9 protein-coding genes, 1 tRNA gene and 1 pseudogene are annotated in these 11,932 nt (G+C 69.6%); 9 read left to right on the top strand and 2 right to left on the bottom strand.

What is annotated here, in order from left to right; genetic code table 11:
* Window positions 1–221: 221 nt before the first annotated feature.
* The 6 genes from topA to AC1DVT_RS12655 all read left to right on the top strand — a co-directional run bounded on the left by topA (window position 222) and on the right by AC1DVT_RS12655 (window position 6,993).
* Window positions 222–2,933 carry a type I DNA topoisomerase gene (topA, locus tag AC1DVT_RS12680; RefSeq protein WP_477389390.1) on the top strand — a complete coding sequence of 904 codons (2,712 nt, stop codon included), beginning with the start codon at window positions 222–224 and terminating at the stop codon, window positions 2,931–2,933.
* Complete coding sequence (tmk, locus tag AC1DVT_RS12675; protein ID WP_477389388.1) at window positions 2,930–3,628, top strand: dTMP kinase; 699 nt, start codon at window positions 2,930–2,932, stop codon at window positions 3,626–3,628. The genes topA and tmk overlap by 4 nt, the downstream gene beginning before the upstream one ends.
* A 10-nt stretch (window positions 3,629–3,638) precedes the next feature.
* On the top strand, window positions 3,639–4,796 hold the full coding sequence (locus AC1DVT_RS12670) for a DNA polymerase III subunit delta' (RefSeq protein WP_477389386.1): 1,158 nt from the start codon (window positions 3,639–3,641) through the stop codon (window positions 4,794–4,796).
* Entirely contained in the window at window positions 4,793–6,364 is a 1,572-nt protein-coding gene (locus tag AC1DVT_RS12665; RefSeq protein WP_477389384.1) for an alpha/beta hydrolase, read from the top strand. The genes AC1DVT_RS12670 and AC1DVT_RS12665 overlap by 4 nt, the downstream gene beginning before the upstream one ends.
* 80 nt (window positions 6,365–6,444) lie before the next feature.
* Window positions 6,445–6,517, top strand: a tRNA-Thr gene (locus tag AC1DVT_RS12660).
* 80 nt (window positions 6,518–6,597) lie between these two features.
* Window positions 6,598–6,993 (top strand): hypothetical protein, encoded by a 396-nt coding sequence (locus tag AC1DVT_RS12655; RefSeq protein WP_457099252.1) that lies wholly within the window; start codon window positions 6,598–6,600, stop codon window positions 6,991–6,993.
* Window positions 6,994–7,032: 39 nt separating this feature from the next.
* Here AC1DVT_RS12655 and AC1DVT_RS12650 read toward each other — a convergent pair whose 3' ends face one another.
* Window positions 7,033–7,992 carry a DMT family transporter gene (locus AC1DVT_RS12650; protein WP_477389382.1) on the bottom strand — a complete coding sequence of 320 codons (960 nt, stop codon included), beginning with the start codon at window positions 7,990–7,992 and terminating at the stop codon, window positions 7,033–7,035.
* Between the two features lie 74 nt (window positions 7,993–8,066).
* Here AC1DVT_RS12650 and AC1DVT_RS12645 point away from each other — a divergent pair, with 74 nt between their 5' ends.
* From AC1DVT_RS12645 to AC1DVT_RS12635, 3 genes are read left to right on the top strand one after another with little or no spacing between them, the layout of a single operon-like run.
* Window positions 8,067–10,286 (top strand): MMPL family transporter, encoded by a 2,220-nt coding sequence (locus AC1DVT_RS12645; RefSeq protein ID WP_477389380.1) that lies wholly within the window; start codon window positions 8,067–8,069, stop codon window positions 10,284–10,286.
* On the top strand, window positions 10,283–10,864 hold the full coding sequence (locus tag AC1DVT_RS12640; protein ID WP_477389378.1) for an isochorismatase family protein: 582 nt from the start codon (window positions 10,283–10,285) through the stop codon (window positions 10,862–10,864). Before AC1DVT_RS12645 ends, AC1DVT_RS12640 begins: the two co-directional genes overlap by 4 nt.
* A complete protein-coding gene (locus AC1DVT_RS12635; protein ID WP_477389376.1) occupies window positions 10,857–11,519 on the top strand; it encodes a DNA alkylation repair protein in 663 nt (220 codons plus the stop codon). Before AC1DVT_RS12640 ends, AC1DVT_RS12635 begins: the two co-directional genes overlap by 8 nt.
* A gap of 15 nt (window positions 11,520–11,534) precedes the next feature.
* Here the strand turns inward: AC1DVT_RS12635 and AC1DVT_RS12630 are convergent.
* A pseudogene (locus AC1DVT_RS12630) lies at window positions 11,535–11,932 on the bottom strand (hypothetical protein); the annotation flags it as partial.

Genomic DNA, 11,932 nt, shown 5'->3' with positions numbered 1-11,932 from the left:
CCGCGGGTGCGGTCGTGACGGCCTGCGAGGTGACCGATCTGACCGTCACCGTCACCGTTTCGGCACCATTCCGCCAGTTCGTCGCGACCGCCAGGGCGAGGGCTGGTCCGCCCCCGTGAGCTTCGTCGATGGGACGCCGCCGCGGGGTTCGCCGGAGATCCTCACAGCCCGCACTCCGGCAGACGGTGTGTATGGTGTGCATCGAAGAAAGGACGCCCCCGTTGGCAGAAGGCAAGAAGCTCGTCATCGTCGAGTCTCCGACGAAGATGAAGTCGATCCAGGGTTACCTCGGTGACGGCTACGAGGTGCTCAGCTCGGTCGGGCACATCCGCGATCTCGCGAGCAAGAAGGAGATCCCGGACGACAAGAAGCAGGCGTACGGCAAGTACTCGATCGACGTCGACAACGACTTCGACCCCTATTACGTGGTCAACGATCGCAAGACGAAGACCGTCGCCGAGCTCAAGCGCGCCCTCAAGACCGCCGACGAAGTCCTGCTCGCCACAGATGAGGACCGCGAGGGCGAGGCGATCGCCTGGCACCTCCTCGAAGTGCTCAAGCCCAAGGTTCCGGTAAAGCGCATGGTCTTCCACGAGATCACCAAGGACGCGATCCAGGCAGCCGCGCAGAACACGCGAGAGCTCGACCTCGCGCTCGTCGACGCCCAGGAGACGCGCCGAGTGCTGGACCGCCTCTACGGCTGGGACGTCTCGCCAGTGCTCTGGCGCAAGGTCGGCAGCGGCCGCGAGGGCGCCGCGCTCAGCGCCGGTCGCGTCCAGTCCGCGGCGACCCGAATGGTGGTCGAGCGCGAGCGTGAGCGGATCGCGCACATCTCCGCGTCCTACTGGGACGTGTCGGCGCTCGCAGCCAAGGACGGCGAGGCATTCGCGGCGCGGCTCGCTCGCCTGGGTGGTGCACCCCTCGCCCGCGGAAACGACTTCGATGATCGCGGGCAGCTGAAGAAGGCCGTCGTCGTCCTCGATGAGGCAGCGGCGCGCTCGCTCTCCGCGGCGATCCAGGCTGTCGCCGAGGCCTCCGTGACGGCGATTGAATCGAAGCCGGGGACGAGCCGCCCCAACGCTCCATTCACGACGTCGACGCTGCAGCAGGAAGCAGGGCGGAAGCTCTCGATGAGCGCCAAGCACGCGATGAGCGTCGCGCAGCGCCTCTACGAGAAGGGGTACATCACCTATATGCGCACCGACTCGACCGCGCTGTCCAAGCAGGCGATCGAAGCCGCGCGCGCGCAGGCGGTCGCTCTCTACGGCGACAAGGCCGTACCGCCGAACCCGCGGGTGTACCCGAACAAGACCCGCAACGCGCAGGAGGCGCATGAGGCGATCCGCCCATCGGGCGAACAATTCCGTGTGCCGTCGACTGTCGCGTCGCACCTCGATCGCGACGAACTGCGCATGTACGACCTCATCTGGAAGAGGACGATCGCGAGTCAGATGTCGGATGCGAAGAAGGAGACCACCACGGTAACCCTCGGCGTGACCGCCGATGGGAAGGACGTGGAGTTCACGGCATCCGGCACCGTCTACACCTTCAAGGGCTACCTCGAGGCCTATGAAGAAGGCCACGACGAGAAGCGCGGCGACGCGGACCGCGCCGATGACCAGGTGCTTCCCGTGATGGCGATCGGGGATGTCCTGCGGCTGAAGGACGTCGAGGCCAAGGGGCACGCCACCGCCCCCAAGCCGCGCTACACCGAGGCGAGCCTGGTCAAGGCGCTCGAAGAGAAGGGGATCGGGCGTCCCTCGACGTTCGCGAGCATCATCGATGTGATCCTCGACCGTGGCTACGTCACCAAGCGCGGCCAGGCGCTCGTGCCCAGCTGGCTCGCCTTCAGCGTCGTGCGCCTGCTCGAGCAGCACTTCGCCTATCTCGTCGACTACGACTTCACGGCGTCGCTGGAGGACGATCTCGATGCGATCGCCCGCGGCGAGCAGGGCCGCGCCGCGTGGCTGAAGGACTTCTACTTCGGCTCCGAGGACGAGATCGGCCTGCGCAACATCGTCGAGAACCTGGGCGAGATCGATGCGCGCGAGCTCAACGCCACGCCGATCTCGGACACGGCGACGCTGCGCTTCGGCAAGTACGGGCCGTACCTCGACATCATCGATCCGACGGCTCCGGATGCCGAGCCGCGCCGGGTGAACATCCCCGACGACCTCGCGCCCGACGAGCTCACGCCCGAGAAGGCGCAGGAGCTCATCGACGCCCCCGTCGCCGGCGACCGCGTGCTCGGCGAGAACCCGGAGAACGGCAAGCTCATCGTCGTCAAGGACGGTCGCTACGGCCCCTATGTCCAAGAGGTCGAGCCCGCTGCGGACGAGACCGTCGACGAGACCACCGGCGTCGTCGAGGCCGCGCCGAAGAAGCGCGGGGCGAAGAAAGAGGTCGCGCCCAAGCCCCGCACCGCTTCGCTGTTCAAGAGCATGTCGGTCGAGACCGTCGACCTCGACACGGCGCTGCAGCTGCTCTCCCTTCCGAGGGTGGTCGGCGCCGACCCGGAGTCGGGCGATCCGATCACGGCCCAGAACGGCCGCTATGGTCCCTACCTCAAGAAGGGCACCGACTCGCGCTCTCTCGAGACCGAGGCGCAGATCTTCGATGTGACGCTCGATCAGGCCGTCGCGATCTACGCGCTGCCCAAGTTCGGAGCACGACGGGCCTCGAGTGCGCTCAAGGAATTCGACAACGACCCGGTCAGCGGCAAGCCGATCCGGATCCGTGACGGTCGATTCGGCGCCTATGTCACCGACGGCGAGACGAACGCGACGATCCCGCGCGGGGAGACGGTCGAAGGCACCGACTTCGAGCGCGCGAAGCAGCTTCTCRCAGACAAGCGTGCGAAGGGTCCCGCTCCGAAGCGGACCACCACCCGCAAGGCGCCTGCTGCCACCCGCAAGGCGCCGGCCAAGAAGTGACCGGCGCGACGACCCCCCGACCGGCTGACCCCGCCGGCTCGGGGGTGTTCATCACGTTCGAGGGCGGCGACGGCGTGGGCAAATCGACCCAGGCCCGGCTGCTCGAAGAGTGGCTCACCGGCCTCGGGCGCACCGTGGTGCGCACTCGCGAGCCCGGTGGCACCGAGGTCGGCGTGCTCGTGCGCGACATCGTTCTGCACCACCGGGGTGAGATCGCGCCGCGCGCGGAGGCGCTGCTGTACGCGGCCGACCGCGCGCACCACATCGCCACCGTCGTCCGGCCCGCGCTGGAGCGCGGCGACATCGTGATCCAGGATCGTTATCTCGACTCGTCCGTCGCCTACCAGGGTGCGGGCCGGGTGCTCGGCCGTGCGGAGGTGCGCGATCTCTCGCTCTGGGCGGCCGAAGGCCTCCTGCCCGACCTGACCGTGCTGCTCGACCTCGATCCGGCGAGCGCGCGAACCAGGCTCGACGCCGACGAGAAGCCCTTCGACCGGCTCGAGGCGGAGCACTCCGCGTTCCACGACCTCGTGCGTGCCGAGTTCCTGTCGCTCGCAGCCGCGGAGCCGGATCGGTTCCTGGTGCTCGACGCCTCACGCCCCGCCGACGACCTGGCCGCGGACGTGCGGGCGCTCGTCACGGCACGACATGGTGTGGACGGCGGCATCAGCGGCGGCGTCGGCGCGCACGGATAGGCTGGGCCGCATGGATGCCACGGCAGCGGTCGCCGAACTGCCGTGGGCAGACGTGTGGGGCCAGGACGCCGCCGTCGAGACGCTGCGGGCCGCGGCATCCGATCCCGCATCCTCGGCGCACGCGTGGCTCATCACGGGCCCGCCTGGTTCGGGTCGCTCGACCCTCGCGCACGCGTTCGCGGCCGCGCTGATCGCCGAGCCGGGCGACGAGCAGGCGATGCGCCAGGTGCTCGCCGGCACGCATCCCGATCTGGCGGCGCTGCGCACCGAAGGTGTCATCATCTCGATCAAGGATGCGCGCGCCCTGGTCGAGCGCTCCTACTTCGGGCCGTCGCTGGGCCGTCATCGCGTGATCGTGATGGAAGACGCCGACCGCATGACGGAGCKCACGTCGAACGTCCTGCTGAAGGCACTCGAGGAGCCGCCCGAGCAGACCGTGTGGATCCTCTGCGCGCCGAGCGACGCCGACCTTCTCCCGACGATCCGCTCCCGGGTGCGCACGCTGCGGCTGCGCGACCCCGAGATCGCCGACGTCGCGCAGCTGATCGTGCGGCGGACGGGCGTTGACGCGGCGACCGCGGAGCAATCGGCGCGTCACGCGCAGCGACACATCGGCATGGCGCAGCGGCTGGCGACGGATGCCGCGGCTCGCGCGCGTCGCGACGACACGTTGCGCGCCGTGATCGCGGTGCGGGGCGTGGGCGACGCCGTCGAGGTGGCCGGCCGCATCGTGCAGGCCGCCACCGAGGACGCCAAGGGACTCACGGCGGAGCGCGACGAGTCGGAGCGCGCCTCGCTGCTGCGCACGCTCGGCATCGCCGAAGGCGCGTCCGTGCCGCCGGCCGTGCGCGCCCAGCTCTCCGCCCTCGAGGACGACCAGAAGCGGCGCGCGACGCGCAGCCTGCGCGATGGCATCGACCGCGTGCTCACCGACCTGCAGTMGCTGTTCCGCGACGTCGTGCTGCTGCAGTTCGGTCGCGCCGACGATCTCATCAACGCGGAGCYCGAGCCCGACCTCCGTGCGCTCGCGGCGGCGTGGACGCCCGAGCGCACCCTGACCGTGCTCGACCGCATCTCCGAGACGCGGCGGAATCTCGAACAGAACGTCGCGCCCACCCTGGCCCTGGAGAGCATGCTCGTGACCGTCGCAAGCGGGAGGACACCGTGAACCCGACCCCTCTGAAGCCGCGCGGTTCGCGCTGGGCCGCGCGCGCGGCGAGCATCGTCGCAGGGCTGGCGGTGGCATCCGTCGCGCTGTCCGGCTGTCTGTACCAGCTGATTCCCGATGGCGGCCCGACCTCCGACGCGAGTGCCGCGCCGGACACCGATGGGGTGGATGCGGCGTTGCTGCCGTTCTACGCGCAGGATCTCGACTGGGCGAAGTGCGACGACGGGTTCGAGTGCACCAAGGTGAGCGCGCCGCTCGACTGGTCCGACCCGGGGGCGGGGAAGATCGATCTCTCCGTCATCCGCCATCGTGCGACCGGCGACACGACACTCGGCTCGCTCCTCACGAACCCCGGCGGTCCGGGTGCGAGCGGCATCGCGCTCGTACGCGACTCGCTCGACTTCGCCGTCGGCGCGCCGCTGCAGCGCGCGTACGACGTGATCGGCTTCGACCCCCGTGGCGTCGGTGAGTCGACCTCGGTGGTCTGCTACGACGCGGCGGACATGGACTCGTACCTGTTCGACATCGCCGAGAACCCGCGCGGATCCGATGCATGGACCGACGAGCTGCTGGCGGCGCACACCGACTTCGCGGAGGCCTGCGAGGCGAACAGCGACGGCCTCCTGCCCTACATCACGACCGACAACGCCGCTCGGGACATGGATCTGCTCCGTGGCGTCCTCGGCGACCGGAAGCTGAACTACCTGGGCTACTCCTACGGGACGTTCCTCGGCGCCACGTACGCGAAGCTCTTCCCTGAGCGGGTCGGGCGCCTTGTGCTCGACGGGGCGATCGATCCGGCGGTATCGGGTCTCGATGTCAGCACGACCCAGGGCGTCGGGTTCGAGAGCGCGCTGCGCGCCTACATGGCCGACTGCCTGGCGGGCGAGCGCTGCCCGTTCAGCGGCACGGTGGATGAGGCCATGGCGGACCTCGGGACGCTCCTCGCGAGCGTCGACCGCGCACCGCTGCCCGCCGCCGACGGGCGAGAGCTCGGGGCCGACTCGCTGATGACCGCGATCGTCGCGGCGCTGTACTCGCAGGACAGCTGGCCGTACCTGTCGATCGCGCTGTCCGACGCGCTGCAGGGTGACCCCGAGGTCGCCTTCCAGCTCACCGACTTCTACTACGCCAGGGAAGACGGCCGGTACACCGACAACTCGACCGAGGCCTTCCGCGCCTACAACTGCATGGACTACCCGGATGATTCGACCGAGGCGCAGAAGGACGCCGCCGACGCGCTCCTCGCCGAGAAGGCTCCGACGATCGCGCCCTACTGGTCGGGACCGGACCCGTGCCAGGTGTGGCCGTACCCGCCGACCGGCATCCGTGAGCCGATCACCGCGGACGGCGCGGCGCCCATCGTCGTGGTGGGCACGACCAACGACCCCGCGACACCCTACGAGTGGTCGGTGTCACTCGCCGATCAGCTCGCCTCGGGTGTGCTGATCACGCGGGTCGGTGAGGGGCACACGGGCTACAACAAGGGGAACACGTGCGTCGACCAGGCGGTCGAGGCATACCTCCTCACCGGAGCCGTTCCCGACGACGGCCTGCGCTGCGAGTGACCGCTGCGGGGCTCGGCCGGTTCGCGGAGACTCCCCGGACCCTGTAACATTGAGGATCGTGCAACGCGCAAGCGCGGCGCGCCGCCTTAGCTCAGTCGGCAGAGCGATTCACTCGTAATGAATAGGTCGAGAGTTCGATTCTCTCAGGTGGCTCGGATGGATGAGGCCCGCTTCGGCGGGCCTCATCCATATCTCGACTCCGCTGTTCGCTCCCGACACTCGATGAGGCGCCGATGGATCACGCGATCGACGCCATCATTGAGATCTTCACGTGGGTGGGTCTCGGCGCCGGTCTGCTGCTGGGAGTCGTGGCACTGATCCTCCGCCTCGCGGACGGCACGTGGCTGCCCGTGCAGGTCGTGCTGGAACCGGATGACGCAGGCACGATCGCGCGCTGGTTCGGCGATGACGGTGTCGTCCATCAGATGCGGCTCACGCGAGAGCAGCAGGAGGCCGTCGCGGGCAAGGGCATCGCCGACGCGTTCGCGCGGCGGGGCGGTCGCAACCGGATGCGGCTGACCAAGGGATCGCCGGCCGTGCGCGCCGTGGCGCTGCTCGCCGCGGGATTGCTGGCACTGGGCCTGGTCGCGCTGATCCTGTCCTGGATCCTGCTCTTCGCGCGCGGCTGATCACGGCTGCGCCCGGGGCTCGGAGTCGCGCTCCAGGATTCAAGCGAGCGCGAGCAGGACCCCGGCGGTCAGTGCGAGTGCGAGCCCGATCCACTGGACTCGTGCAATCCGCTCGCGCAGCACCACAGCAGCGAGGATGATCGTGCCCGCCGGGTACGTGGCGGTCAGGGCCGACACGACGGTCAGATCGCCGAGGCGCAGCGCCACGAGGAGCAGCAGATTGGCTCCCGCGTCCAGCACGCCGCATGCGGCGGCCAGCAGCCATGCGGTGCGCAGCAGGCCGGCCGGTGACGGCTCGGGGCGCTCGCGCGCGTGCTCGAGATCGGCGTGTCCCGTCGGTGTGACGCCGATCCTCGGGCCTTCGGGCGCCCACACCGACGCTGCCGGCCGCCCGGCCCGCACCGCAGCAACGGCGAGGACTCCGATCGTCGCTCCGGTGATCAGGGTGTTGACGCTGCGGCTCATGAGGAGCGGGACCAGGCCGCTCTCGTCGCTGGTCTGATCGATGATGATCAGGAACGCGCCGATCGCGACGCCGGCGCCGACGGCCATCAAGATGCCGCGCAGGCTCGGGCGGGCGACCTGCTCACCGGGGACGAAGCCGACGAGCACGACGCTGACAAGCGCGACCCCGAGACCGGCATAGCCGATGGGGGAGAGCGTTTCGCCCTCGACCAGGAGCCCCCACAGCATCGGCGCGATCGCCGAGACCACCGCGGTGAGGGGCGACAGGATGCTCATCGGGCCGATCGCGAGGCACGCGTACAGCAGCACGACCGCGATTGCGCCGGTGACACCGGAGAGCGCGCCCCAGATGACATCGGACGGAATCCACTCGCCGCCGATCACGGGGTAGGCGACCAGAAGCAGCAGCAGCCCCGTGAACGCGGCCACCGCGGTCACGACGATCGACCGAAGTCGCTGCGCCGCCAGGCCTCCGAGGAAGTCCGCGGCGCCGTAGACCAGAGCGCCGATGAGCGCGATAGCGGAGGAGTACATGGTCGCTCCAGCATAGGGAGCGCGCCGTCGGCCCCGAGTGGCGCGCAGAGGAGATTGCTAGATAAGCTAGCGATATGCCAACCCGACGTGACCTCAAGACCGCTCATCACGCTCAGCGTCTACCCACGCGCTGGGTGCGGATCGGCATCCCGGTCGTGCTCATCCTGATCTGGCTGGTCGGCGGGTCGATCGGCGGGCCGTACTTCGGAAAGGTCGATGAGGTCTCTTCAAACGACCAGTCGAGCTACCTGCCGGAGACCGCCGATGCGACCGCGGTCAGCGAGCGCCTGCCCGACTTCCTCGGAGGCGATTCCATCCCCGCCGTCGTGGTCGTCACCGGCGAGGGGGCGCTGACTGACGCCGAACTGGCGGCGCTGCAGGACCTGCCGGACGAGCTCGCCGCCGTGGAAGGCATCGACGGTGACGTATCTCCGCCGATCGTCTCGGACGATGGCGAGGCGGTGCAGTTCTTCGTGCCGGTGTCCACCGACGGCGAGGTCGTCGACACCGTGTCGGCTCTGAAAGCAACCCTCGATGATCAGCTGCCCGAGGGGCTGGAGGCGTGGGTGACGGGGCCGGCCGGGTTCACCGCAGACCTGGTCACCGGATTCATGGGCATCGACGGACTGCTGCTGATCGTCGCGCTCGGTGCGGTGTTCCTGATCCTCATCATCGTCTACCGGTCGCCGCTGCTGCCGGTCCTCGTGCTGCTCACCTCGACCTTCGCGCTGTGTGTCGCCCTGCTCACGGTGTGGTGGCTCGCCAAGGCAGGCGTGCTCGTGCTGAACGGTCAGGTGCAGGGCATCCTCTTCATCCTCGTGATCGGAGCAGCGACCGACTACGCGCTCCTGTACGTCGCCCGCTTCAGGGAAGCGGTCGCCGACGGTGCGGCGAAGTGGGATGCCACGACCCGCGCGTGGCGCGGAGCGTTCGAGCCGATCATCGCCTCCGGGGGAACGGTGATCGCGGCCCTGCTGTGCCTGGTGCTGTCGGACCTCGCCACCAACCGGGCGCTGGGGCCGATCGGGGCGATCGGCATCGCGTTCGCCGTGCTCTCCGCACTGACCTTCCTGCCGGCCCTGCTCGCTGTCTTCGGGCGGGCGGCGTTCTGGCCCTTCATCCCCAATCGGCCGGTGGCGATGATCCCCGACGACCTCACGCAGCCGGTGAAGGGCTTCTGGCCGCGGCAGGCTCGCTTGGTCGCGCGTCGGGCGCGTCCGGTCTGGGTGATCGCGACCATCGTGCTGCTCGCCGCCTCCGCAGGGATGCTGCAGCTGCAGGCTGATGGCGTGCCTTCGAGCGACCTGGTGCTCGGCCCGTCCGAGGCGCGGGACGGTCAGGACGTGCTCGCCGAGCACTTCCCGGCCGGATCGGGCAGCCCGGTCTATGTGATCGTGCCCGAGGAGGACCTCGCCGACGCCGCGGCTGTGATCACCGACAGCGACGGGATCGAGTCGGTGGCCGTGGCATCCGAGGATTCACCCACCGGTCAGGCGACGGTCGCCCTTGAAGGGGGCGAGGCGGTGCTCTCGGTTCCCGGTCCGCCCGGAGCACCGGCACCCGCACCGACCGTCTMGGACGGCGATGTGCTGCTGATCGGCACGCTCTCGGATGCCGCGGACTCCGCTGCGGCGGAGCAGACGGTGCGCGACCTGCGCGTGAGCCTCGACGAGACGCTCGGCGAAGGCATTGCACAGGTCGGCGGCGTCACCGCGACCGACGTCGACTCCAATGACACGTCGATCCGCGATCGGACGCTCATCATCCCGGTCGTGCTCCTGGTCATCCTCCTGATCCTCATGCTGCTGCTGCGGGCGATCCTCGCCCCGATCCTGCTCGTGCTGAGCGTCATCCTCTCCTTCGGCGCCGCGCTGGGGGTGAGTGCGATCGTCTTCAACCACGTCTTCGGCTTCCCCGGGGCGGACCCGGCTGTGCCGCTGTACGGCTTCGTGTTCCTGGTGGCGCTCGGGGTGGACTACAACATCTTCCTGATGTCGCGCGTGCGCGAGGAGACGCTCGTGCACGGCACGCGCTCCGGCATCCTCCGGGGGCTCGTGGCGACCGGCGGCGTGATCACGTCGGCGGGCCTCGTGCTCGCGGCCACCTTCGCGGCGCTCGGGGTGATCCCGATCCTCTTCCTCGCCCAGCTCGCATTCATCGTCGCGTTCGGCGTGCTGCTGGACACGTTCGTGGTGCGCTCGCTTTTGGTGCCGGCGGTGACGCACGACATCGGCCGGGCGATCTGGTGGCCGTCCAAGCTCGCCCGCGAAGACGGGCGTACCCTCGGATCATGAGCAAAGCGCTGTTCATCGTCGACGTCCAGAACGACTTCACCGAGGGCGGAGCGCTCGCCGTCGATGGCGGCGACGCCGTCGCCGAGCGGATCTCTCAATTCCTCGCCACGCACGCGGAGGACTACGCCGTCATCGTCGCGTCGCGGGACTGGCACGACGGCGACAACGACAACGGCGGCCATTTCGCGGCCGGCGAGCCCGACTTCGTCGACTCCTGGCCGGTGCACTGCGTCGGCGGCACCGAGGGCGCCGAATACGACCCGGGTCTGGTGACGGATGCCGTGACCCACCATGTGAAGAAGGGCCAAGGCAGGCCCGCCTACTCGCTGTTCGAGGGGAAGACCGAGGCCGGCGAGACCGTCGCCGCACTGCTCGACGCGCACGGTGTCGTAGACGTCGACGTCACCGGGCTCGCCACCGACTACTGCGTACGGGCATCGGCCCTCGAAGCCATCGAGCGCGGTCGGCACGTCCGGGTGCTTACCGATCTCATCGCCGCCGTGGCACCGGCATCCGGAGAGGCGGCGCTGGCTGAGATGGCGCACGCGGGCGCCGAGCTCGCGCCGTCGGGTGTCTGAGCCCACCGCAGCAGGGGTGCGCGCGGCGGTCGAGGCCGAGGCATCCGCCGAAGAACGCGCCAAGATCCAGCGGCGGATGACCGACGAGGTCACCTCGGTGATCGGCGTGCGCATGGGGACGCTCTTCGATATCGCGAAGACGAACACCCGGATGCCGCTGTCCGAGATCGCCGCGCTGCTCGACACGGACGTCTACGAGCTCAAGATGGTCGCGGTCAGCATCCTGGACTTCAAGACCCGCAGCCGGGGACTCGGCGAGGCGGAGCGAGGGGAGCTGTACGAACTGTGGATGAGTCGGGTCGATCGCATCGACGCGTGGGACTACATCGACCGGTCAGCTCCGAGGGTCGTCGGCTGGTATCTGCTCGACAAGCCGCGCGACGTGCTGTTCGAGTTGGCGCGGTCGGAGCGCTGGTGGCATCGGCGTGCGGCGATCACGGCGGCGTTCTGGATCATCCGCGCCGGCGACCTCGGCGATCCGCTGAGCCTGTGCGACCTTCTCGCGGCCGACCCGGAGCATCTCGTGCAGACGAACGTCGGCGTCGCGCTGCGGGAGATCGGCCGGGTGGATCGGTCAGCGCTGGAGGAGTTCCTCGAGCGTCGAGGMGATGACCTCAGCGCGCACGCTCGGCGCACGGCCCGAACGGCGCTCTGACCCGGCGCACCGCGCTCAGTCGTCCTTGCCTTTGCCTTTGCCGTTGTCGCCGCCCTTGTCGTCGTTCCCGCCGCCGTTGTCGTTGCCGGGCCCGCTGTTGTCGTTCCCTTTGTCGTCCGGTGGCGTCGTGGCCACGCTCGGCGAAGGGTCGGAGGCGGGCTCGGTCGAGGGTGACTCGACAACCGACGGGGTCGGCGACGGATCCGCGGCGGGGCCGGGAACGGAAGCGAACCAGGCGATGCCCAGTGCGACGATCAGCGCGAGTCCCGCGGCCCCTGCGGCGATGAGCCCGGGTCGCAGGCGGGACTTCCGCGGCGGGTTGGATGAGCCGGCGGCGGCCGCGGCTACGGATGCGGGGATGGTGGGGAGGGGCGGCGTGAACGCGGCTTGCGTCGGCRCATCCGCCGCTGCGG

The sequence above is a fragment of the Microbacterium sp. P2_F9 genome, assembly GCF_056403635.1.
Note: the sequence above shows the minus strand (reverse complement) of the source record. Positions and strands in the feature narration are given on the sequence as shown.

Excerpts from the sequence above, each read along its gene's own strand:
- AC1DVT_RS12655 (WP_457099252.1), top strand. The coding sequence starts at position 6,598 with ATGGATCACGCGATCGACGCCATCATTGAGATCTTCACGTGGGTGGGT.
- AC1DVT_RS12650 (WP_477389382.1), bottom strand. The coding sequence starts at position 7,992 with ATGTACTCCTCCGCTATCGCGCTCATCGGCGCTCTGGTCTACGGCGCC.
- AC1DVT_RS12640 (WP_477389378.1), top strand. The coding sequence starts at position 10,283 with ATGAGCAAAGCGCTGTTCATCGTCGACGTCCAGAACGACTTCACCGAG.